Genomic DNA, 22334 nt, shown 5'->3' on the forward strand with positions numbered 1-22334 from the left:
GATGGCCGGAAGCCTGAACGCCAGCGACGAGCGCGACGATCTGGTGGAAAACCATGAGATCAACGTCACGCCCTTTATCGACGTGATGCTCGTCCTGTTGATCATCTTCATGGTCGCGGCGCCGCTTGCCACCGTCGACATCGCCGTCGACCTGCCCTCCTCGACCGCCGAGGCGCAGCCGCGTCCCGACGAACCGGTCTATCTGACGTTGAAGCAGGATCTGTCGCTGGCGGTCGGCGACGATCCGGTGGCGCGGGATATGCTGGGCGCCGCGCTCGAGCGCGTCACCGATGGCGACCGCGAAGCCCGGATCTTCCTGCGTGCGGATCAATCGGTCAGCTATCACGATCTCATGGAGCTGATGAACCTGCTGCGCGATGCCGGCCATCTCAAGATCGCGCTCGTTGGCTTGGAGACGGTTCCGGCCACGGCCGACGAGGGCAGGGCTGCCGACCGGCCGTCGTCGCCCGGCCCGGCGGACACCGCGCGATGACGGGCATGGGCGACATTGTCCACGCCCCCGACTTCGGCCGACTTTCATGGCGCGAGGGGGCGCTATGGGGCGTCGCCGGAGTAGCGATCCTCTGCGCGCATCTGAGCGCCGCGGCATGGATGTTGCGGGAACCGTCCTCGCCGCCGCGCGGCGCCGCGCCCGCCGCCATCATGGTCGAACTTGCCCCGGCGCCTGTCGTTCCTGCAACCGAGAGGTCGAACCCCGTCGCCGAGCCGATTCCGGCCGAGGATGTCCCTGAGGAGCAGGTCGAGACTGTCCGGGCGCCGGCGGAAGAACCCGTCGTCGAGCCGGAGCCCGAACCGCTGGCCGATATCCCGGCGGAGATCATGGAGCCCGTGCCGGAACCTCCTCCGCCGGAGGAGGTCGTCCAGGAACCGGAAATCGTGGAGCCGCCGCCCGAAGAACCGCCGCAAGAACCTGTCGAGGAAGCTGTCGAAGAGCCGGCACAGCCGGCGGAGGAGCAGATCGCCGCGCTGCCGCCGGAGCCCGCACAGTCACTTCCGGCCATCGATCCGCCGCCGCCGCAGGTCAAGCCGGCCCCGCCGCCGCCCGAGCCCGTGGCACCGCCTGTTACGCCGGCTCCGGTCGCTTCCCCGCCCCCGCAACCAGCGCCCGCCCCGGCCCCGGTCCCCGCCCCCGCCCCGGCGGCTGTCGAGACGGGAACTCCCACCAATGACGGGCGGCGCATGGACTATGCCGCAGCGCTGAGCGCCTGGCTGGAGAGGTACAAGGAGTATCCCCGCCGCGCGCAGAGCCGCCGTTACGAAGGCATCGCGACGCTGCGCTTCACCGTCGACCGTCAGGGCAACGTCCTGTCCTACCGGATCGACGAAAGCTCCGGCCACGCCGCGCTGGACCGCGCGGTGGAGGAGATGATCGAACGCGCCCAGCCCCTCCCCCCAATGCCGGAGGAAATCACGACGGCGCAGATGGAGGTTGTCCTGCCGGTGGCCTTCCGGCTGCAGTGATGGGCCGAACGGACGAGAGAATTCCTCACCTTGAGCCTGTCGAAAGGTGTGTGTCCACATGGTTCGACAGGCTCACCATGAGGAGATGAGGGCGAAGTTTCCCATTCCTGCTCATTCCGGACTTGATCCGGAATCCATAGGCTCTCACCGCTTCACCGGCGGCGAGAACCGGGCGCGATCCTGGTATCCGTCGACACCGCATGGATGCTGGATCAAGTCCAGCATGACAGTTTCTTTTGGAACGCATCCTCACCTTGAGCCTGTCGAAAGGTGTAGGCACGCATGGTTTCGACAAGGGCAATCACCCTGCCGCCAGACGGTCGGCGTCCACCGCGTGGCGGTTGCGCAGGCGGAAGCCGCCGCCGGGCATCGGCTCCAGCGCGGGGATGGCGGAGAGCAGGCGGCGGGTGTAGGGGTGTTCCGGCCGGTCGAACACGGCATCGCGCGGGCCGCTTTCCACGATCTTCCCGTGCTGCATGACCAGCACCCGGTCGGCCACCTGCTCCACCGCGCCCAGATCGTGTGAGATGAACAGGCAGGCGAAGCCGTACTGCCGCTGGAGGCGCGCGAAAAGCTCCAGGATCTGCTTCTGGACAGTCATGTCCAGCGCCGACACCGGCTCATCCGCGATAATGAAGGAAGGTTTCCGCACGATCGCGCGGGCGATCGCCACACGCTGACGCTGGCCGCCCGAAAGCTGGTGGGGGAAGCGGTCTGCATAGCCGTCATCCAGCCCCACCTCCGCCAGCACTTCGCTGACCCGCCGTTGCTTCGCCGTCGCGTCGAGGCCCTGCTGATGGCGCAGCGCTTCCGCGACGATCGCGCCGACGCGCATCCGCGGGTCCAGCGAGGAATAGGGATCCTGGAAGATGATCTGGCAGCCGGCGCGGAAGTTGGCCACACGGTCCCTGCCGCCCCCGAAGGGATCGACGCCGTCGAACAGCACGCCGCCGCCGCTCGGCTTCACCAGCCCGATGATCGACCGGCCGAGCGTGGTCTTGCCCGACCCGCTGCCGCCGACCACGGCCACCGTCTCTCCCGGCAGGACGGCCAGGCTGACGCCGTCGACCGCGCGCTTGCCCGGCTCCTTCCCGAACATCCGGCGGCGGCCCGGATAGTCGACGGTCATATCCCGCACCTCGACGATCGGCGACTCCGTCCGGGACGCCGGCCGGGCGGGCTGCCGCCTGGGCATCGCGTCCAGCAGCTTGCGCGTGTAGTCGTGGCGCGGGGACAGCAATATGTCCTCCGTCCGCCCCTGCTCCACCACCTCGCCCTGATGCATGACGACAACCTTGTCGGCGTAGCGCGCCACCATCGAAAGGTCGTGACTGATAAGAAGGATGGCCGTGCCGTTCTCCCGAGTCAGCTCGACCATCAGTTCCAGCACGTCGCGCTGCACCAGCGCGTCGAGCGCCGTCGTAGGCTCGTCGGCGACCAGCAGCGCCGGCTTCAGCAGCATGACGGAGGCCAGCATGATGCGCTGGCGCATGCCGCCGGAGAACTGGTGGGGGAAAGCCTTCAGGCATTTCTCGCCCTCCGCGATGCCGACGCGATCCAGCATGGCGAGGATGCGCGCCTTGCGCTCGGCGGGCTTCAGCTTCGTATGGAGCTTCAGCCCTTCCTCCAACTGACGGCCGATCGTCAGGGCCGGGTTGAGGGAGGTCATCGGTTCCTGAAAGACCATGCCGATGCGCGCCCCGCGGACGGAGCGGATCGACCGTGCGGTCATGCCTGAGAGGTCCTGGCCGCCGAATGTCACCTGCCCGCCCGTCGCTGCGACCGGCGAAGGCAGGAGGTCGAGGACGGCGCGGGCGACCATCGTCTTGCCGCTGCCCGACTCCCCGACCAGGGCGACGATCTCCCCCGGGCTGACGGTGAAGCTGACATCCCGTGCGATGGAGAGCGCCGGCCGGACGCCGAGATCGAGGTTCCGGACATCCAGCAGGATGTCGTCGCGACGGGCGGTCATCAGCGCATCCTCGGGTCGAGCCTGTCGCGCAGGGCGTCGCCCAGCAGGTTGACGCCCAGCAGGGTCAGGGAGATGCAGAGGCCGGGGAAGATGCCGAGCCATACCGCCTGGGAAATGAAGGGCCGGCTACCGGCCAGCATGTTGCCCCAGGTCGGCGCGGGCGGCGGCACGCCCAGGCCGAGGAAGCTGAGCGCGCTTTCCGCCAGCAGGATCCAGCCGAACATGCTGGTGCCCAGCACGATCAGCGGGGCGATGCAGTTGGGCAGGATGTGGCGGCCCATGGTGAACGTCTCGGAATTCCCCATGATTCGCGACGCCTCCACGAACTCCCGCTCCCGGAGGGACAGCACGGTCGACCGCACCACCCGGACGACAGATGGGGTGTAGGCCAGCGCCAGGGCGAGGATGATGCCGTATTCGTTCGCGCCGAGGACGGCGAGCAGGCCGAGCGCCAGCAACATCCCCGGGAAGGCCAGCAGCGCGTCGTTGAACGCCATGACGAAACGATCGAACCAGCCCCTGAAATAGCCGGTCGCGACGCCGATAAGCGTTCCGGCGGCCAGCGCGCTGATGACGGTGAGGAAGCTGATCCAGGCGCTGGTCGACGCGCCGGCCAGAAGGCGGCTCAGCACGTCGCGCCCGAATTCGTCGGCGCCCAGCCAATGGTCCGGTCCGGGCGGGGCCAGCCGCGCCTGGAAATCGATCGCCAGCGGATCGTAGGGCGTCCAGGCGATGCCGAAGATCGCCGCCGTCAGCAAAGCGCCGATGAGGACGCCGCCGAGGATCGCGTTCGGGGCGAGGCCGAAGATTCGGATGTTCATTCCGTCACCGTCGGGTCGAAGATGGGGTAGAACAGGTCGACAATCAGATTGATGACGACGTAGAGCCCGGCGATGAACAGCAGGCATCCCTGGATGACGGGATAGTCGCGGGCATAGATCGCGTCGACCAGCAGCCGGCCGAGGCCGGGAATGGTGAAGACCGTCTCCACCACCGCGATCCCGCCAAGCAGGCTGCCGAGGATCAGGCCGATCAGCGTCCAGGTGGGCGCGAAGGCGTTCGGGAAGGCGTGCCGCCACATCACGGCGGATTCCGACAGGCCCTTGGCGCGGGCATGGGTGATGTAGTCCAGCCGGAGGACCTCCAGCGTGCTGGCGCGGGCCATCCGCGCGACGACGCCGGATTCCACCATCACCAGCGTCGCGACCGGCATGATCATGTAGAGCATCGCTGAGCCGAAATCCTCCTGGAAGGAAACGTAGCCGACGACGGGCAGCCAGCCCAGCTTGAGGCCGAACAGCAGCAGAAGCAGCAGTCCCAGCCAGAAGCTGGGGATGGAGAGCAGCAGCGTCGCGCCACCGATGATGGCTAGATCGCCCAGACTGTCCTGCCGCCATGCCGCGATCATGCCGGCGGGAACGGCGATCAGGCTGGCCAGCACCACGGCGACGAGGACGATCGTGGCGCTGACGGCGAAGCGGTCGAGGATCAGCGGCCCGACCTCTTGGCCGGTGCTGATCGAGGTTCCGAGATCGCCCTGGAGCACCTGGCCCAGCCAGATCGCGAACTGCACCGGCAGCGGCCGGTCGAGACCGAAGGAGGCGCGGAGGGATGCCAGGCTGTCGGGATCGGCCATGTCGCCCAGCATCAGCATCGCCGGATCGCCGGGGATGAGACGGATGAGGACAAAGACCGAAACCGCGACCAGCAGCAGCGTCGGTATGGCCATCGCGATCCGCGTCAGCGCAAACCTCAGCATGGGAAACCCTCCGCTTCCTTCAGGTAATCCGCCTTATTCGCCGAGGCTCACGCCCCAGAGGCGCGGCTTGCTGGCCGGCCAGGGCTGGTACCCTTCCACCGCGTCGGAGTAGGCGGCGACCTCCGCGCCGTTGTAGAGCATGATCAGCGGAACGTCGGCGATGAACATGCGGTGCAACTCGTCGAACAGCGCCTGACGTTCGGCGGGATCGGAGATCGCCATGGCCTCGCGCAGCAGCGCCTGGGCCTCCGGGTTATCCCACGCCTTGCGCGGCTGTTCGTCCTTGTCGCCCATCACCGCCTCGAAGCTGAGGGCGGGATCGAACCGGGCCGAATAGGGGAACGCCATCATCTGGTAGTTGCCGGAGGTGTAGGCGTCGAGCTGGGTGCCCCATTCCAGCACCTCAAGCTTGGCGTTGATGCCGGCGGCCTGGAGCATCGCCTGGGCGTAAACCGCCGTGTCGTAGCTGCTGGGGTATCGGGTGTTCGTCAGCATGACGATCTCCTCCCCCTCATACCCTGCCTCCTCCAGCAGCGTCTCGACCCGCGCCGGATCGTAGGTGAAGCCCTGCTGCTGGACCTCCGTATGGTAGGAGGACGCCGACGGCACGATCGAGTTGTTCGCCTCCGCATTGCCGTTGGTCACGGCGGCCACGATCTGCGGGATGTCGAGCGCGGTGGCGATCGCCTCCCTCAGCGCCGGGTCGTCCATCATGGGATCGCGCGTCTGGAACAGGATGACGTTGGTGCCCATGGTCGGCGAGGTCGCCATCTCTATGCCTTCGGCGGCCGAAAGCTCGTCCTGGTCGGCGCTGCTGATGTCCGGGATGATGTCGACGTCCCCCGCCAGAAGCGCGGCCTTGGCGGCCGAAGGATCGGGGATGATGACGAACTCCACGGCATCGACCAGCACTTCCTTGCCGCCGGTATAGCCGTCCCGCTCGCCCTCGCGGGAGACGTAGCCGTCGAACTTCTCGACCGTGATCGACTGGCCATGCCGCCATTCGCCCAGCGTGAACGGGCCGGTGCCGATCGGCTCCACCCACGTCCCGTCCTCAGCGACGGAATCGGGATGGATGATGGCCGAACCGCCGCAATCGGTCCGCGCCATGATGTCGAGGAAGAGGGCGCTGGGCTGGTTGAGCGTGAAGACGACCGTCATGTCGTCCGGCGCCTCGATCGATTCGATCTTCAGCCCCTTGCTGCCATCCAGGTCCGGCAGGCACCGCCACTCGGTGGCGGGATCGAGATAGCGCTCCCAGCTCCACAGCACCTCGGCTGAGGTCAGGGGCTCGCCATTATGGAAGACGACGTCGTTGCGCAGGTGGAAGGTGTAGGTCAGGCCGTCGTCGGACATCTCCACACTTTCCGCCAGGAGCGGGCCGACCGTGAGGTCTTCCCGATAGGCGACCAGCCCTTCCACCGTGTGAAGGATGACCGCGTCGGTGTTGTCGTCGCGGTTGCTGCCGGGGGTGGTGCTCCTGATATCCGCGTTGTACGCGACGCGGAGCGTGGTTTCCTGCGCCGCCGCGGGGCCGCAGAGGAAGCCGGCGGCGAGGATCGTCGCCGCGCCATAAGACAGGATCATACGCATCTTGGTCATTTCCTCCCATTTATGGATTTTGCGGATATCAGAGGGTCGTTGCCCCCTCGCCTATTCGGCCGCTTCCAGTTCCACCGGATCGTCGGCCAGCGAATAGCGTGTGAAGGTCCGGTTGATCGCGGGCAGCGGCGCCACCTCCATCACCCCCGTCTCCGGCTCCATGATGACCATGGCGACGGTGGCGGACAGGTTGCCCCGCGCGGTCGGACGCGGCGGACGGCAGACGGCGTAGGGCGTGGCGAAATCGTCGAAGAAGGCGGCCTTCAGATCCTCGGCCGTCAGCTTCCGCCCTTTGGCCTGGAGCAGTTCCCGCACCCGCCAGTCGCGATAGAAGCTGTCGGGCGTGCTGGGGATGCCCATATCCTTCAGCTTCGACAAGGCGACCGGGCTCAGCCAATGGTTGGCGTGGACGACCAGCCCGTCATCGGGATAGAGCGGGAAGGTCTCGTCCGGGGCGCATTCGAAATCGATGGCCCAGCCGCCGGACTGGCTTACGATCATGTTGTTGGCGCAGGCCTTCGGCGTGATCGCCACCGCGCGCATCGCCAGCGCCACATGCTGCTGCTCCAGCGCCTTGCGGCGGATCAGCGGCAGCGGCACGCCCCTGGTCTTGTAGTCGCGGTCGGATTCCAGATAGTTCGCGGTGATGGCGATTCCGGCGGCGTTCATGCCGCAACGGGCGAGACCGCCGGCTTCCGTGAAGGTCATGAAGTCGGGACCGTCATCGTTGGCGACGCGCAGCACGATCGCGGTTTCCGCGCATTTAGCCCGCCAGTCCCAGTTCTGTCCGTGGATCAGCCGCCCCGTCGCGCTGCGCGAAGGCAGGATGACCGCTCCGGTGCAGCCGTCCGGATCATCCTCCGGAATGCCGGTTTCAAGGCGCGCCATAGACACGATCTCGGTCCGGGCGTTGATCAGCACAACATGCTCGAAGGGTATATCGGCGCCTTCGGCGATGCCGCGCATCTCCTCAACATAATGCGCGCCGAAATCCTCCATCAGAGGCACGAAATCCGAGATCAGCCCGGCCGTCGCCCGCTCGTCCAGGCCCAGATCGGTGAGCTGACTGGCATAGATCTCCGCACTGATCCGCACCCTGTCCGCGGCGGCTTCGCCATATTGCCGGCCGCGTTCGCGCGGCGAGCCGCTGACGGAGACGAAGGGAAAGGATTGCGGCGCGATCGTCATGGAATGCCTTCGGAAGCAGATTCGATGCCCTGATCGTAGTGTGTTTTGATCAATGAAAAAACACCTTTCGTGGACAAAAATCTATTATCTTGAGATTTCAGAGAGTTAAAGTGCCGATTGGGCAGCAACGCATCGCTGAGGTAAGGTGCGCTCGGCAACCAGCGGAGGAAGGTCAGGTGCCGGTACACGCGGTGAAACGCACAAGTCCGCTTCAGGCGGAGCTGGCGCGGCAGATCGTCGAGCTGGCGGGCGACGAGGCGTGGCCGGAAGGTTCCCATGTCCCGGAACTGGCGCTCGCCCGGCGCATGGGGGTCTCCCGCTCCCCCGTCCGCGGCGCGCTGAACCTGCTGGCGAGCCGGGGGGTGGTGCGGCTGGAGCCGGGGCGCGGCTTCATCCTGGTCAAGCCGATCGCGTCCATCGCCGAGGCCGATCTGGTGCCGCCATCCGCTGCGGAGGATCTGTTCACGGTCATGATGACGGAGCGGGCGACCGGCCGCCTGCCGCAGGAGATTTCCGAATCGGAGCTTTCGGAGCGCTTCGGCGCGGCGCGCGGCGCGGTGCGGAAGGTCCTGCTGCGTTTCGCGGCGGAAGGGCTGGTTCAGCGCCAACGCGGCCATGGCTGGCGGTTCGTCGACACGCTGGATACCGACGAGGCGGTGGCGGAGAGCTACCGGTTCCGGATCATCCTGGAATGCGCGGCGCTGCGGGAGCCGAATTTCACCGTCGACCGCGCGCGGCTAGGCCAGCTGCGCCGCGCGCATGAGGATATCCTCAGCCGGGCGTCGGGCGCCGTCACGCGGGAGGAATGGTTCCGCATCAATTCATGGTTCCACGAATCCCTGGCGACCTGGTCCGGCAACCGCTTCATGGCGCAGGCCGTGCGCCAGCAGAACAGCCTGCGCCGGATGCAGGAATATGCTGATTTCTCGGTCATCAGCCCGTCGCGGATCGTGCAGTCCTGCCGGGAGCATATCGGCATACTGACCGCGCTGGACGAGGACGATCTGTCGTTCGCGGAAGCGCTGCTTCGCCGCCATCTGTCGCTCGCCGCCCAGGCGAATGAATGCCGCCAGACGCGAGGCGAATAAGGGCGCAACGGAACAAGGATGAGACCTTCAGCCTTCCAGCGCCCGGCGGAGCGCCTCCCGCCGCCGCCAGAAGATGGCCCACACTGCCAGCGTCGCTACCGCGCCGACGGCGAGCGGCCAGCGGAAGCCGATCAGGTCAGCCAGCCCGCCGATCAGCAGCGCGCCGAAGGCCGGGCCGCCGCGGATGATCATGCCGTAGAGGCTCAAGACCCGACCGCGCACCGCCCCGTCGACACTGAGCTGGATCAGGGTCTGCATGCCGACGCCGGTGATGACCAGCGACGCCCCCGTCAGGGCAGCGAAGACGAGGGCGATCCAGAAGGTCGGCGCGGCAGAGAAACCGAGGATGGAGAGCGCGACGAAGGCCGCGCCGCCGACCGCGATACGGGTCAGCCCGTCCCGCGCCTCCCGCCCCGCGAGCCAGAGTCCACCGGCGATGGCGCCGAGGCCGATCGTGGAGGACAGCATCGCCAGCCCGTGCGCCCCGCGATCGAAGACGCCTTCGGCGAAACCGGGCAGCAGTTCGGCCACTGGCCGGACGCAGAGCGCCATCGTCGCCTGGAGGACCAGCAGCGGCCCTATGCCGGGATGACGCGCGGCGTAGCGCACGCCCTCCGCCACATCCAGACGCAGGGACCGTCGCCGGCCCGCGATCGCCGGGCCGCCGGACGGCCGGATCAGCAGCAGGGAGACGATGAAGGCGAGGAAGCTGAGAGCGTTGCAGAGAAAGGCCGGAGCGACGCCCGCGCTGACGATGATCAGCCCGGCCAGCGCCGGGCCGAGGAACCGGGCGACGTTGAAGATGATGGCGTTGACCGCCAGCGCGGTGGGCAGGATCTCCGCCGGCATCAGCGAGGGGACGAGCGCCATCCGCGCCGGCTGGTTGAAGCCGATGATGATTCCGTGGACGAGCGTCAGGACCAGCAGCCAGACGGGCGTGATGGCGCCGGAGGCGGTGAAGATGAAGAGCGCAAGCGACTGGGCCATCGCCGCCGTCTGTGTGACCAGCACCATGCGCCGCCGGTCGCGCCTGTCGGCAACCGCGCCGCCCACCGGCGCGAAGACCATCGCCGGGAACAGGTCGGCGAAAGCGACCAGCCCCAGCCACGCGCCGGAACCGGTGAGGTCCCAGATCAGCCAGCCAACGGCGATGCGCTGCATCCAGGTGCCGACCAGCGATACCGAATTTCCCGAAATATAGATCGCGAAGTCGCGATGGCGCAGCGCCGCCGCGATCTTGGCGAAGCCTGCGATCCTCACCGGCCGGTCAGAAGGACAGCGGACCGGTCCAGCCGCTGTCCTCCGTTCTCCACCGGGCTGTCCATTCGCCGCCGCTTCGCCGCAGGACCAGATAGTTCCGCTGCGCCGTATAGATGTCGCCCGATCCCGGCAGCGGCTTCAGCCGGATCGGCCGGCCGGGAACCGGACTGCCGCCGACCCGCGCCAGCCCACCCAGGCAGGCGGCATAGATCCGGGGCGGCGGCGGGTGGGAGATACCCGAGGCCACGAATTGATGGACGATCCCATCCTTCACCTTCATCTCCCCGCGCGTCGCCAGATGAATCTCGCCCGACAGGATCGCCAGCCGCCGTCCCCGCCCGGACACCTGCCGCTCCATCAGCGTGAGGAACCTGGACCATTCGCGCCGATGAAAACGGCTCTGCCACTGGTCGCGCAGATCGTCCTTGTACTTGTCGATATGGGGCAGCGCGCCGATCACCTTCTCCACCCAGGAGAGCCTTGGCCCCAGCGCCGGGACGCTTGACAGGAGAAGCAGGGTTTCCGCGCCGTCCAGATCGGCGAGCGACCGTTCCAGGGTCCGCCATCCCGCTTCCCCCATCACCCGGTCCGGCCGCCTTTCCGACCGGAGGTCGGGAGCGAGGATGCCGAGGCCGGGAAAGGCGCAGCGCCAGCCGAGCGACCTGCCTTCCCTATCCGGCAGGTTCGGCGAAACCTCGTCCGGCCCCAGCCCCAGTTGCATCAGCCGGAAGAAGCGGCGGGCGGCGCCGAATACGCCCTGCGCCACGGCGCTGTCGAGCATCCAGCGCGGATGGCTGCCCCAGCCGTCGACGATGTCGTGATCGTCCCAGATCATCAGGGAGGGTACGCGCGCCATCATCGCCGCCGTCGCCGGCTGGCTGTAGACGTCCAGATAGCGGGACAGGTAGAAGCCCCGCGCCGCCTCCTCCATCTCCGGCGTGAAGGGAGCCTCCTCCCGGTCGGCCTGCGTCGCCCGCTGCCATGCCGAGAGATCGGGATGGGCCTGCCACACCTCATCCGCATAAAGCTGGTCGCCGCCATGGAGCATGAGGTGGAAGGGGTCCTTCCGGTGCTCCTCGACGATGTCCCGCCACAGCGCGTTCCGCTCCACCCGCGGCCTTTGCAGGTCGCGGACCTCCTGGCCGTTGCAGGAAACGAAGGCGATACGCAGGTCGGCCGTCAGGTCGGCAGCGACCTCATAATCGATGCCGTCGACGCTGTAGGTCGCGGCAGGCGCGGAAGGGAGGTCGAAATCATAGCGCCAGATGGTCGCCCAATCCTCCTCCGACAACGCCGAAGGCGTGGCCGGGACGCCGTCCTGAGGAATGATCGCCGGCGGCTCCCGCCCCCGCTCCACCACCATCAGGACCGACAGCCGCGCGGCATCTGCGGTCGCTCCCCTGGCCAGCAGGATCGGTCCGACGGTCGGATGGGTCATTGGATGGTCACGCGGGGGCTACGGGCGGAAACGGCACGCAGGATAAAGGGAATTCGCTGGAGATCGATTCCTTTATCCGCCGTTCCCGGCTCCCGCCCCCGCGGATCGATTTCTAGTGTTCCGATGCCGACGGATGGTTCCCATCCGTCGGCATCGGAACACCAACTTATTGAATCTAGTGCGATTCAGCTTTCAACGCTTGGGAACCAAGCGTTGAAACCATCGCACTAGACGGCCAGGTAGTCCCGGCGCAGTTCCTCGTCGTCCAGGACGGCCGACGGGCTGCCGTCGAAGACGATCTTGCCGTCGTCCAGGATGGCGCAACGGTCGGCGATGCGCAGCGCGGCGATGGCGTTCTGCTCTACGACGATGACGGTCATCCCGGCCTTCTTCAACTCGACCAGGATCGCCTCGATCTCGCTCACGATCTGGGGAGCAAGCCCCTCATAGGGCTCATCCAGAAGCAGGAGCTTCAAATTGCGGGCAAGCGCCCGGGCGATCGCGAGCATCTGCTGTTCGCCGCCCGACAGGGTGATGCCCTCCTGCCGCCGCCGTTCGGCCAGCCGCGGGAAATGGCTGTAGATGCGCTCCAGTTCCCATCCCGCCGTCGGCGCGACCTGGGCCACGGTCAGGTTCTCCTCAACCGTCAGGCCGGCGATGATCCGCCGGTCCTCCGGCACCAGCGAGATTCCGGCCCGCGCCGCGCCATGGGTCGGCATCTGGTGGACCGCCTGCCCGTCGAGCCAGATTTCCCCCTGCTTCAGCTCCGGCGTCTTTGCCCGGGCAATGGTCCGCAGCGTCGAGGTCTTGCCCGCACCGTTACGACCCAGCAGGGCCAGGATCTCGTTATGGGCGACTTCGAACGAGACGCCCTGGACGATGTAGCTTTCGCCGTAATAGGCGTGCAGGTCGCGGCAGCGGAACAGCGGTTCGCCGGACGAGGGTCGCGTCCGGTCTTCGGCCAGAGTGGTCGCCGGCGTGCTCATATGTGTGCGCCCCCCAGATAGGCTTCCTGGACCGCGTCGTTCGCGCGGATCTCGTCGGGCGTGCCGTCGGCGATGACGCGCCCCTGATGCAGCACCGAAATCCGCTGCGACAGCGAAAAGACGACGCCCATGTCGTGCTCGATGATGATCTTGGTCATGCCCCTGGCGGAGATCTTCTTCAGAAGCTCGATCGTGCCCTGGGTGTCGTGCTGCGACATACCGGCCGTCGGCTCGTCGAGAAGCAGCAGCTTCGGCCTCACGGCGAGGCAGACGGCCAGTTCCAGCCGCCTCTTGTCGCCGCGCGACAGGTGGCGGGCCTCCTGGTCCTCGTGACCGTTCAGCCCGACCTCCGCCAGCGCCTCCTCCGCCTCCTTGCGGACCGATGAAAGCTTCCGGGGGTGTTCCAGGAAGTTCAGCTTGAAACTGCCGTCCCGGGCGGAGAGGGCCGAGATCGCGATGTTCTCCAGAAGCGTCATCTCCGGAAAGATCTCCGGCGTCTGGAAGACGCGGGCGACACCCTTCTGGTTGATCTTGTAGGGGGCGAGGCCCAGCAGAGATTCGCCGTTGAACATCACCGTCCCCTTGTCGGGCGCGATGCGGCCGGTCAGCACGTTCAACAGCGTGGATTTGCCCGCCCCGTTAGGGCCGATGATCGCGTGGATCGACCCCTCGTGGATATTCAGATTGACGTCCTGCAGGGCGGCGAGGCCGCCGAACCGCTTGCTGACGCCGGATACTTCAAGAAGCGACATCGAACGACCTCAACTCTCGTGCGGCTGGGGGCGGACGGCGATCTTGCCTTTGTCGTCGTGACGCCGGCGGGTGGCGAGCCTGTAGAGCCGCCGGCCGCCATCCATCACGCCGCCCGGCAGGAAGATCACGAACGCCATGAAGATCAGGCCCTGGATGAGGAGCCACAGCTCCGTCGTGGCGGACAGCACGTTCTCCAGGAAGAGGACGATCGCCGCGCCCAGCATCGGGCCGAACAGGGTCCCGACACCGCCGATGACCGCCATCATCACCACCTCGCCCGAGGTGGTCCAATGCAGGGATTCGGTCGGCACATAGGTTTCGTAGATCGCGGTCAGCGCACCGGCGACCGCCGCGAAATTGCCGCTGATGATGAAGGCCATCATCTTGTAGCGCCACACATCGACGCCGCTGGCGGTCAGCCGCGTTTCGTTCGACTTGATCGCCCTGAGCATCAGCCCGTAGGGCGATCGCGCGATCCGCCGGGCGATATAGACGCCGATGAAGGCGAAGACGGCGACCAGGGCGTAGACATTCTCCTCCTGCATCTCGAAGCCAAGGAAATAAGGCGTCGGTATGCCTGTGAGGCCGTTGTCTCCCCCCGTCCAGGTCTGGAGCGGAGCGAGCGCCAGGTAATAGAACATCTCAGCGAAGGCGAGAGTCAGCACCGCGAAGTAGATGCCGTGGCGGCGGAGCGTCAGATAGCCCAGCAGCACCGACATCAGGGTCACGACCGTGACGCTGATGACCAGCGCCGGGATCACGTTGGGCGTCAGGTGCAGCAGGGTGAAGCCCGCGATATAGGCCGATCCGCCCCAGAAGGCCGCATGGCCGAAGGAGAGAAAGCCGGTCAGGCCCAGCAGGATATCGAAGCCCAGCGCGAAGATCGCCCAGAGCAGGATCCGGGTCGCCAGTTCCTGATAGCCGCCGATCAGGGGCAGGATGAAGGGCAGCAGAACCATGACGATTCCGACCGCCGTCATGACGGCCGCTTCGCGGCCGACGGACTGAGTGCGAAAGCCGCTGATCATTATTCGGCCACTCCCTTAAGGCCCATGAGGCCGCGCGGACGCCATAGCAGGACCACCGCGGCGACGATATAGACCATCACCTGGGTGATGGCGGGGTAGATCAGCACGGAGAGGCTGATCGCCTCGCCCAGGATCAGGCCGGCCAGGACCGCCCCCCAGAGCGAACCCATGCCGCCGATGACGACGACCAGGAAGGACGGCACCAGGACGGACATACCGACCTCGGGCGTGACGCCGGTGATCTGCCCGCCGACCACGCCGGCGATGCCGGCCAGCAGCGCGCCGATGCCGAAGACCAGCGTGAACCGCTTGGGCACGTCGATGCCGAGGAAGCCCAGCATCTCCGGGTCGCGCATGCCGGCGCGCACGACCAGCCCGAAGCGCGTGAAGCGCAGGAAGCTGAAGACGGCGGCGACGACGACGAGCGTCACGGCGACGATCACCAGACGCCAAGGGGGATAATAGCCGATGCCGATATCGATCGGGATGATCGCCCAGTCGGGCGTGGAATAGGGCAGGTTGGTGCCGCCGAAAATCCAGCGCATCGTCTCCTGCACGACCAGGGCCAGCCCGAACGTGACGAGGATCTGGTCCGTCACCGGCCGGTTGTAGAAGAACTGGATAAGCCCCCGCTCCAGCACGACACCGATCACGAAGAGGATTATCGGCACGGCGATGAAAGCGGCCCAATGACCGGTCGCCTCGGAGATCACATAACCGAGATAGGCGCCGATCATGAACAGCGCGCCATGGGCGAAATTGACGACGCCGAGGGTGCCGAAGATCAATGTCAGGCCAAGGGCGATCAGCACATAGATCGCGCCGATCTGGAGACCTGTCAGCATCTGCAGCGCGAGGCTGGAAAGGCTCATGGTTTCAATTCCACTGCGCTCTGAAGAGAGGCGGACCGTCCCCGGCGCGGGAACGAGAATTTCCCGCGCCGGGGAAGGCCACCGAAACCCGCGCCCGCCGCGGGTGAAGCCGTGGCGGGCGCTGTCTTTAACCCCGTAGGACCCTTCCCGGGGTCGTTACGCGGGCTCGTACGGACCCAGTTCGCCCGGCATCATGTCGGGCGGGTATTCCACCTGGGAGCGCGGCACCTGCTGGACGACCTCCAGCAGGTCGAACTCGCTCGTCGAAGCGGAGGGAGCCTTTCCGCGCACCACGAAGATGTCCTTGAACACCTGGTGATCCGCGCCCCGGTAGAGGGAAGGGCTGGGGCCCATGCCGTCATACTCGTGGTCTTCCAGCGCCTTGATCATCTCCGGCGGGTAGAAGGTGCCGGCCCGTTCCGCCGCGTCGGAGAACAGCAGCGTCTGGACATAGACGGTCTGGGCCGCCTGGGACGGCGGGGCGCCATAGGCCTCCTCGAACGCCTTGATGAAGGCTTCCGAACCCGGGTCTCCGGCGGTCTGGTGCCAGTTCGTGGTGCCCAGCACGCCCTCGATGCTCTCCAGCCCCGCGCCGGCCGCCATCAGGCGGCTGTAGAGCGGCACGACCACGACCATGTCCTTGCCGTTGACCTGGCGGTCGCGCATGCCGAAGCGGATGGCCTGGGTCAGCGAGTTCACCATGTCCGCGCCGTAATGGTTCAGCACCAGCACGTCGGCTTCGGAGTTGAGGACCGCCGTCAGGTACTGCGAATAATCCCTGGTGCCCAGCGGCGTCATGATGTTGTTCGCTGTCGTCCAGCCTTGGCGCTCGGTCGAATCCTTCATCGATTCGTATTGCGTGTGGCCCCAGGTGTAGTCGGCGGTCAGGTGGAAGGCGACGCGGTCGGTGCCGTATTCCTGCGCCACGATCGGACCCAGCGCCTGGCCGGACATGTAGGCGTTGAAGAATTCGCGGAACCCGTAGCGCCGCCGGTCCTTGCCTGTGGTGTCGTTGGAGTGGGTCAGGCCGCACATGAAGATCACGCCCTTTTCCTGGGCGAGATATTGCTGCGCGACGGCGACCGCACTGGACGAACCGCCGGAGAACATGATCACGTTGTCGCGTTCGATCATGCGGCGGGCGGCCGCCCGGGCGGCGTCCGGATTGGTCTGGGCGTCGCCCTGGACCCACTCTATCTTCTTGCCCAGAACTCCCTGCCCCGTCAGCGACAACGGCTTCATGGTGTCGAGCATGCCGCCGCCTTCGTTGATGTGCTTGACGGCCAGTTCATAGGCCTTCAGCTCATCCGCGCCCTCATCGGCATAAGAGCCGGTAAGTGGAACGACGAAGCCGTAAGTCGCGGTGCTTCCGCTGACCGGGAAGTTGCCGAGCGCGGGATATTCCTGCGCCCAGGCGTTGCGCATGAAATAGGATGGGGCGATGCCCGAGAAAGCGAGAGCGCCGGCGCCGGCTGCCGTCCCCTTCAGGATCGTGCGCCTCGACGGATTTGTCGGCGCTTTCTTGTCGCGATCTGTCATTTCCTCCCTCCGGAAATTGAGAAACGGTTGCGCGGGCGCGGCTTTGAAGCCTTCTTGAGCCCACCGAATCGTAAGCCAGGACTGTCAATGACCGCAATAAACAGTTGACTTGAAAGGAATATTTTGTAAAAATCTAAACTGTTTCACGGATAATCTGTAAAAAACTGACAGCCGGCGATGAACCGGCTGCTTCGAAGGAGGGGGGAGAATCCGGGGTGGCGAGAGCACCGATCGGGGACCGCATCCGGCGCCGCCGGCAGGAACTGTCCATCACCCAGACGGCGCTGGCCGTCCAGGTCGGCATCTCCCCCAGCTATCTCAACCTCATCGAACATGACCGGCGCGTCATCGGCGGCGCGCTGCTTCACCGCCTCGCCGAGGCGCTGGAGGTGGAGAGCCGGTCGCTCGCGGGCACGGAGGAAGCCCGCCTGATCGCGGAGCTGATCGAGATCGCGGCCGACCCCGCCCTTTCCGGCGTCGCCTTCCAGGCCGAGGACGCGCGGGAGATCGTCGCCAGCAGCCCGAAGAGCGCGCATGTCCTTCTCTCCGTCTACCGCTCCTTCCGCGACGCCCGGAACCAGGCAACCCTCCTGAGCGAACGGATCAGCCAGGACCCGTTCCTGGCGGAGGCCAGCTACCAGATCCTGACCCTCATCACCACGATCCGCACCTTTTCGGAGATCCTCCAGGACCATGGCGACCTGACCGACGAGCAGCGGGGCCGCTTCACCGGCATGCTGGTCGGCGAAAGCGAGAAGCTGACCGGACTGGCGACGGAGATGTTCGACTTCCTGGGCGGCAAGGGCGGCCGCAGCCCCCGCCCTTCCCCCGCCGAGGAGGTGGAGGATTTCTTCTCCGACCGCGCGAACTACTTCCCCCGCATCGAGGCCATGGCGGACGCCACGCTCGACGATCTGAAGATCGATGGCGGCACGTCCGCCGACGCGCTGGCGCGCCATCTCGCGCGCGTTCACAAGGTGTCGATCGCCGTGGTGCCGCCGGAGGAACTCTCCCCCTACCGTCACCGCTATGACGAGGCCGGGCGGGTGCTGTCGCTGTCGGCCGCGCTGCCTCCGGCATCATCCCGATTCCAGATGGCGAGACTGATCGGACATCTGGCCGGCTCCGAGCTGTTCGGCGACATCATGGCGTCGGGGGAGTTTTCCACGCCCGAGGCGGAAAGGCGCTGCCGGCGCGCGCTCGCCACCTACTTCTCCGGCGCGCTCCTCCTGCCCTACGACCGGATGCTGTCGACGGCGCAGGAGCTTCGCTACGACCTGGAACTGCTGGAGGCGCGGTTCGGCGCCAGCTTCGAGCAGATATGCCACCGGCTGACGACGTTGCGCCGCCCCGGCAGCCAGGGCATCCCCTTCCATTTCCTGCGCACCGACATAGCGGGCAACATCTCCAAGAGGTTCAGCGCCTCGGGCCTGCGGCTGCCCCGTTACGGCAGCGCCTGCCCGCGCTGGATCGTCTATGACGCGTTCCGGATGCCGGGCGAGACGGTCCGGCAGGTGGCCCGGCTGCCCGACGGGGAAACCTACCTGTTCGTCGCCCGCGCGCTGACAAAGGGCGCGGGCGGACATGGCGCGCCGCGCGGCCGCCATTCGGTGATGATAGGATGCGACATCTCCCACGCCCGGCGGATGGTCTATGGGGACGGGATGGACCTCGGCGCGCGGGGCGTCGTCACGCCGGTCGGCATCACCTGCCGGCAATGCCCGCTGGAAGGTTGCGCCCAGCGCGCGTTCGAACGGGCGCCGATGCCGAGCCCGTCGATGGAGTCAGACGAAGGCGTTAATGACAGGAAAGCAAATCATTCATAAGATTTGATCGGGAGGCATCGAGATTCCGAACGATCCGCAAAAAGAAGATCGCCGGGAGCCGAGCAGGGGAGGAAAATACGAGATGGGTCATTCCGTCCTGATCGCGGAAGACGAGCAGAATATCGTCGAGGCGTTGTCGTTCCTGATGGAGCGGGCGGGCTTCGAGGTCATGGTGTCGCGCGACGGGCCCAGGACCATCGAGACGGCGCGCGAAAAGAAGCCCGACCTGCTGCTTCTGGACATCATGCTGCCGGGTTGCGACGGGTTCGAGGTTCTGGAGGCGTTGCGGAACGGCGACGGCTTCGGCATGCGCGTCCTGATGCTCACCGCCAAGGGGCGGGAGATCGACCGCCGCAAGGCCTTCGAATACGGCGTCGACGATTTCGTCACCAAGCCCTTCTCCAACCAGGACGTGGTGCGGCGGGTGAATACGCTGATCCGGGAGCCCAAGCCCGAACAGCCCTTCGCCACGGCCGGCTGATGCCCAGCATCGAACGGCTGGTCGATCGCGCCGGGGTGCTGACGGTAATCGCCTTCCTGCTCCTGTCGCCGCCGATCCTGTCGATTTTCGCCCAGGGACGTACCGTGGCGGGCATCCCCCTTCTGCCGCTCTACGCCTTCGGCGCGTGGCTGATCGTCATCGCCGCCGGCGGCGTCCTAGCCCACAGGCTGCAAGCGGCCGAACAATCGCGGCTGCCCCGCCTCTCCGACGGCCCGCCGCCTTTGGAGGCGTCGCCGACAGAAACCGCGCCCAGCCGGGGCGACGGCTGAGCGATGCTCGACACGACCGTCGTCGTCGCCGTCTCGCTCGCCTATCTGGGACTCCTGTTCGCCATCGCCTTCTATGGCGACCGCCGCGCCCGCGCCGGCCGCAGCCTGGTGCGGTCGCCGATCACCTACGCCCTGTCGCTAGGGGTCTACTGCACCTCCTGGACCTATTACGGCGCGGTCGGCACCGCGGCGCGGGACGGGCTGATCTTCCTGACCATCTATACCGGACCGACGATCGTCTTCATGGGGTGGTGGTTCATCCTGAGGAAGATCGCCCGCATCAGCAAAGCGCACCGCATCACCTCGATCGCTGATTTCATCGCCTCGCGCTACGGCAAGAGCGCCAGCCTGGGCATGATCGTCACGCTGATCGCCGTCGTCGGCACGATGCCCTACATCGCCCTCCAGCTCAAAGCGGTGGCGACCAGCTTCGCCGTTCTCATCAGCTATTACGGCTCAACGGGCGGGACGGGAATCCTGCCCGACATCCCACCGGCCGTCATCTCCGGCGCCGCTCTCATCACGGCGATGGGCATGGCGGCGTTCGCGATCCTGTTCGGCACCCGCCATATCGACGCCAGCGAACATCATGAGGGTGTGGTGGCGGCGATCGCGTTCGAATCCTGCGTCAAGCTGGCGGCGCTTCTCGCCGTCGGGATCTTCGCGCTGTTCTTCCTCAGCCCCGATACGGGCGATCCGGGAGTCCTGAACACGGGCGCGCTGCGGAGCCTCTATGTCCTGCCGGCCGATTACGAGGCGCGATGGCTGACCATGACCTTCCTCTCCATGGCCGCGATCATCTGCCTGCCGCGCCAGTTCCATATCGCCATCGTGGAGAATGTCGAGGAACGCCACCTGACCACAGCGGCGTGGCTGTTCCCGCTCTACCTCCTGCTGATGTGCCTGTTCGCCCTGCCGATCGCCGCCGCCGGCCTGACGACGCTGTCGCCCGACAGCAATTCGGACTTCTTCGTGCTGACCGTGCCGATCGTCCAGGGCCAGGACGCGCTGGCCATCTTCGCCTTCATCGGCGGGCTGTCGGCGGCGACATCGATGGTCATCGTCTCCGCCATCGCGCTTTCCACGATGCTTTGCAACGATTTGGTGATGCCCTGCCTGCTGCGCATCCCGCGGCTTCGGCTGACGGCGCGCGGCGACCTGACCCGGCTGCTGCTGTTCATAAGACGGGCGGGGATCGTCGTCGTCCTATTGCTGGGCTATGCCTATTACCGGCTGACGGGGGGCGTCGGCCCCCTGGCGCAGATCGGGCTGGTGGCGTTCGCCGCCGTCGCCCAGTTCGTGCCGGTGATGCTGGGCGCCCTCTTCTGGAAAGGCGGGACCAAGGCCGGCGCGCAGGTGGGGCTGACGCTCGGCTTCGTCACCTGGTTCTATACGCTGATCGTGCCGGCGCTGGCCGGTTCGACGTGGCTTCCCTCCTCCGTCGTCACCGACGGACCGTGGGGGCTGGCCTTCCTGCGTCCGGAGGCGCTGTTCGGGCTGGAGGGGTGGGAGCCCTTGTCCCATGCCGTCTTCTGGAGCATGGCGGCGAACGGGTTGGGCTATATCCTGGTCTCCCTCTTCTCCCGGCAGGACGTGCTGGACCGGATGCAGGCGACCCTGTTCGTGGACGTTTTCCGCAGGCCGCGGGACGAGCCCCATGTCTGGCGGCGCTCGGCGGCGGTCGACGACCTCTACACGCTGCTCCAGCGCTTCCTGGGCCGGGAGCGCGCGCAGCGGGCCTTCCAGCAATATGCCGAGGAGCGTGGCCGCAGGCCGCGCGATCTGCCGGAGGCCGACGCAGATCTGGTGGCCTTCGTTGAAAGGCTGTTGGCCGGTAGCGTCGGGGCAGCGTCGGCCCGCGTCATCGTCTCCTCGATCGCCAAGGGCGAGCTTCTGGTGCTGGACGAGGTGCTGGAAATCCTGGAGGCGACGCGGGAGGCGATCGTCTACAGCCGCCGGCTGGAGGAGAAGTCGCTGGAGCTGGAGGCGACGGCGAACGAGCTGCGCCGGGCGAACGAGCAATTGAAGGAGCTGGACCGGCTGAAGGACGACTTCCTGACGACGATCAGCCACGAGTTGCGGACGCCGCTGACCTCCATCCGGTCCTTTTCGGAGATCCTGAGCGACCCGGACGAGCTTGACGCCGTCCATGCGCGGCAGTTCCTTGAGATCATCTCCAGCGAGAGCCGCCGACTGACCCGGCTGCTCGATTCCATCCTGGACATCGCCCGGCTGGAGCAGGGGCACGCCGACTGGCGGATGGCAGATATCGACCCGGCGGCGACGCTGTCGGCGGCGGTCGCGGCGACGGGCGGCCTCTTCCGCGACAAGAACGTCGCCATCGACATCCGTGTGGAATTCGCGCCCTCCCCGATCCATGCCGACCGGGACCGGCTGATCCAGGTCTTCGTCAACCTGCTGTCCAACGCCGCGAAATTCTGCGACCCGGCATCGGGGCGGGTGAGGGTGGAGGGCCGGCCGAGGGACAATGGTTATCTGGTCGCCATAACGGACAATGGCGGCGGCGTCTCACCGCGCCATCAGGCCCGCATCTTCGAGAAGTTCGCCAAGGCCGACCAGCACGGCGCCGGCCCCCATTCCGGGTTCGGACTGGGTCTCGCGATATCGCGCCAGATCGTGGAGCATCACCGCGGCGCGCTATGGCTGCGCTCGCCAACCGGCCAGGGGGCTACCTTCTGCGTCTTCCTGCCGGCGGCAGCCAGCAGGCCGGCAGAGGCGGAAAGGGCGGCGGCGTCGGCATAAGGCCCTG

The 22334-nt window shown here is 66.7% G+C and carries 19 protein-coding genes; 7 read left to right on the forward strand and 12 right to left on the reverse strand.

Annotated elements, in window-relative coordinates:
* Nucleotide 1: 1 nt before the first annotated feature.
* Nucleotides 2-493 carry a TonB system transport protein ExbD gene (gene exbD / locus AAFN89_RS09020; RefSeq protein WP_347538201.1) on the forward strand — a complete coding sequence of 164 codons (492 nt, stop codon included), beginning with the start codon at nt 2-4 and terminating at the stop codon, nt 491-493.
* Complete coding sequence (locus tag AAFN89_RS09025; RefSeq protein ID WP_347538203.1) at nt 490-1482, forward strand: TonB family protein; 993 nt, start codon at nt 490-492, stop codon at nt 1480-1482. Before exbD ends, AAFN89_RS09025 begins: the two co-directional genes overlap by 4 nt.
* 301 nt (nt 1483-1783) lie before the next feature.
* On the opposite strand, the gene AAFN89_RS09030 is transcribed toward AAFN89_RS09025, so the two are convergent.
* From AAFN89_RS09030 to AAFN89_RS09050, 5 genes are read right to left on the reverse strand one after another with little or no spacing between them, the layout of a single operon-like run.
* Nucleotides 1784-3454 carry an ABC transporter ATP-binding protein gene (locus tag AAFN89_RS09030; protein WP_347538205.1) on the reverse strand — a complete coding sequence of 557 codons (1671 nt, stop codon included), beginning with the start codon at nt 3452-3454 and terminating at the stop codon, nt 1784-1786.
* A complete protein-coding gene (locus AAFN89_RS09035; RefSeq protein ID WP_347538207.1) occupies nt 3454-4275 on the reverse strand; it encodes an ABC transporter permease in 822 nt (273 codons plus the stop codon). The genes AAFN89_RS09030 and AAFN89_RS09035 overlap by 1 nt, the downstream gene beginning before the upstream one ends.
* Nucleotides 4272-5213: an ABC transporter permease gene (locus tag AAFN89_RS09040; RefSeq protein ID WP_347538209.1), complete on the reverse strand. Its 942-nt coding sequence runs from the start codon at nt 5211-5213 to the stop codon at nt 4272-4274. The genes AAFN89_RS09035 and AAFN89_RS09040 overlap by 4 nt, the downstream gene beginning before the upstream one ends.
* Before the next feature lie 33 nt (nt 5214-5246).
* Entirely contained in the window at nt 5247-6806 is a 1560-nt protein-coding gene (locus tag AAFN89_RS09045) for an ABC transporter substrate-binding protein (protein ID WP_347538211.1), read from the reverse strand.
* Nucleotides 6807-6866: 60 nt separating this feature from the next.
* Nucleotides 6867-8003, reverse strand: coding sequence for a C45 family peptidase (locus AAFN89_RS09050; RefSeq protein ID WP_347538213.1), 1137 nt, complete (start codon nt 8001-8003; stop codon nt 6867-6869).
* Nucleotides 8004-8179: 176 nt separating this feature from the next.
* Between AAFN89_RS09050 and AAFN89_RS09055 the strand changes: the two genes are divergently transcribed.
* Entirely contained in the window at nt 8180-9091 is a 912-nt protein-coding gene (locus AAFN89_RS09055) for a GntR family transcriptional regulator (protein ID WP_347538215.1), read from the forward strand.
* Between the two features lie 27 nt (nt 9092-9118).
* Here AAFN89_RS09055 and AAFN89_RS09060 read toward each other — a convergent pair whose 3' ends face one another.
* The 7 genes from AAFN89_RS09060 to AAFN89_RS09090 form a co-directional block, all read right to left on the reverse strand.
* Entirely contained in the window at nt 9119-10351 is a 1233-nt protein-coding gene (locus AAFN89_RS09060) for an MFS transporter (RefSeq protein ID WP_347538217.1), read from the reverse strand.
* Nucleotides 10352-10358: 7 nt separating this feature from the next.
* Nucleotides 10359-11789, reverse strand: coding sequence for an alkaline phosphatase D family protein (locus AAFN89_RS09065; RefSeq protein WP_347538219.1), 1431 nt, complete (start codon nt 11787-11789; stop codon nt 10359-10361).
* Nucleotides 11790-12016: 227 nt separating this feature from the next.
* On the reverse strand, nt 12017-12775 hold the full coding sequence (locus tag AAFN89_RS09070; RefSeq protein WP_347538221.1) for an ABC transporter ATP-binding protein: 759 nt from the start codon (nt 12773-12775) through the stop codon (nt 12017-12019).
* A complete protein-coding gene (locus AAFN89_RS09075; RefSeq protein ID WP_347538224.1) occupies nt 12772-13527 on the reverse strand; it encodes an ABC transporter ATP-binding protein in 756 nt (251 codons plus the stop codon). The genes AAFN89_RS09070 and AAFN89_RS09075 overlap by 4 nt, the downstream gene beginning before the upstream one ends.
* A 9-nt stretch (nt 13528-13536) precedes the next feature.
* Entirely contained in the window at nt 13537-14556 is a 1020-nt protein-coding gene (locus AAFN89_RS09080) for a branched-chain amino acid ABC transporter permease (RefSeq protein WP_347538226.1), read from the reverse strand.
* Nucleotides 14556-15428, reverse strand: a complete 873-nt coding sequence (locus AAFN89_RS09085; RefSeq protein WP_347538228.1) for a branched-chain amino acid ABC transporter permease — start codon at nt 15426-15428, stop codon at nt 14556-14558. The genes AAFN89_RS09080 and AAFN89_RS09085 overlap by 1 nt, the downstream gene beginning before the upstream one ends.
* 156 nt (nt 15429-15584) lie before the next feature.
* Nucleotides 15585-16967, reverse strand: coding sequence for a substrate-binding protein (locus AAFN89_RS09090; RefSeq protein ID WP_347538230.1), 1383 nt, complete (start codon nt 16965-16967; stop codon nt 15585-15587).
* A 215-nt stretch (nt 16968-17182) separates the two neighbouring features.
* On the opposite strand from AAFN89_RS09090, the gene AAFN89_RS09095 reads away from it, so the two are divergent.
* The 4 genes from AAFN89_RS09095 to AAFN89_RS09110 all read left to right on the forward strand — a co-directional run bounded on the left by AAFN89_RS09095 (nt 17183) and on the right by AAFN89_RS09110 (nt 22327).
* Nucleotides 17183-18793 (forward strand): short-chain fatty acyl-CoA regulator family protein, encoded by a 1611-nt coding sequence (locus AAFN89_RS09095; protein ID WP_347538232.1) that lies wholly within the window; start codon nt 17183-17185, stop codon nt 18791-18793.
* Between the two features lie 82 nt (nt 18794-18875).
* Nucleotides 18876-19274 (forward strand): response regulator, encoded by a 399-nt coding sequence (locus AAFN89_RS09100; protein ID WP_347538234.1) that lies wholly within the window; start codon nt 18876-18878, stop codon nt 19272-19274.
* Nucleotides 19274-19564, forward strand: a complete 291-nt coding sequence (locus AAFN89_RS09105) for a hypothetical protein (RefSeq protein WP_347538236.1) — start codon at nt 19274-19276, stop codon at nt 19562-19564. Before AAFN89_RS09100 ends, AAFN89_RS09105 begins: the two co-directional genes overlap by 1 nt.
* 3 nt (nt 19565-19567) lie before the next feature.
* Nucleotides 19568-22327, forward strand: coding sequence for a sensor histidine kinase (locus tag AAFN89_RS09110; RefSeq protein ID WP_347538238.1), 2760 nt, complete (start codon nt 19568-19570; stop codon nt 22325-22327).
* Nucleotides 22328-22334: the final 7 nt, after the last annotated feature.

Origin of the sequence: Inquilinus sp. CAU 1745 (genome assembly GCF_039839375.1) — a bacterium.
Lineage (GTDB): Bacteria > Pseudomonadota > Alphaproteobacteria > DSM-16000 > Inquilinaceae > JBDOQU01.

Bases quoted from the DNA above. Each gene is read 5' to 3' on its own strand.
- exbD (WP_347538201.1), top strand. From the start codon at position 2: ATGGCCGGAAGCCTGAACGCCAGCGACGAGCGCGACGATCTGGTGGAA.
- AAFN89_RS09025 (WP_347538203.1), top strand. From the start codon at position 490: ATGACGGGCATGGGCGACATTGTCCACGCCCCCGACTTCGGCCGACTT.
- AAFN89_RS09030 (WP_347538205.1), bottom strand. From the start codon at position 3,454: ATGACCGCCCGTCGCGACGACATCCTGCTGGATGTCCGGAACCTCGAT.
- AAFN89_RS09035 (WP_347538207.1), bottom strand. From the start codon at position 4,275: ATGAACATCCGAATCTTCGGCCTCGCCCCGAACGCGATCCTCGGCGGC.
- AAFN89_RS09040 (WP_347538209.1), bottom strand. From the start codon at position 5,213: ATGCTGAGGTTTGCGCTGACGCGGATCGCGATGGCCATACCGACGCTG.
- AAFN89_RS09045 (WP_347538211.1), bottom strand. From the start codon at position 6,806: ATGCGTATGATCCTGTCTTATGGCGCGGCGACGATCCTCGCCGCCGGC.
- AAFN89_RS09050 (WP_347538213.1), bottom strand. From the start codon at position 8,003: ATGACGATCGCGCCGCAATCCTTTCCCTTCGTCTCCGTCAGCGGCTCG.
- AAFN89_RS09065 (WP_347538219.1), bottom strand. From the start codon at position 11,789: ATGACCCATCCGACCGTCGGACCGATCCTGCTGGCCAGGGGAGCGACC.
- AAFN89_RS09070 (WP_347538221.1), bottom strand. From the start codon at position 12,775: ATGAGCACGCCGGCGACCACTCTGGCCGAAGACCGGACGCGACCCTCG.
- AAFN89_RS09075 (WP_347538224.1), bottom strand. From the start codon at position 13,527: ATGTCGCTTCTTGAAGTATCCGGCGTCAGCAAGCGGTTCGGCGGCCTC.
- AAFN89_RS09080 (WP_347538226.1), bottom strand. From the start codon at position 14,556: ATGATCAGCGGCTTTCGCACTCAGTCCGTCGGCCGCGAAGCGGCCGTC.
- AAFN89_RS09085 (WP_347538228.1), bottom strand. From the start codon at position 15,428: ATGAGCCTTTCCAGCCTCGCGCTGCAGATGCTGACAGGTCTCCAGATC.
- AAFN89_RS09090 (WP_347538230.1), bottom strand. From the start codon at position 16,967: ATGACAGATCGCGACAAGAAAGCGCCGACAAATCCGTCGAGGCGCACG.
- AAFN89_RS09100 (WP_347538234.1), top strand. From the start codon at position 18,876: ATGGGTCATTCCGTCCTGATCGCGGAAGACGAGCAGAATATCGTCGAG.
- AAFN89_RS09105 (WP_347538236.1), top strand. From the start codon at position 19,274: ATGCCCAGCATCGAACGGCTGGTCGATCGCGCCGGGGTGCTGACGGTA.
- AAFN89_RS09110 (WP_347538238.1), top strand. From the start codon at position 19,568: ATGCTCGACACGACCGTCGTCGTCGCCGTCTCGCTCGCCTATCTGGGA.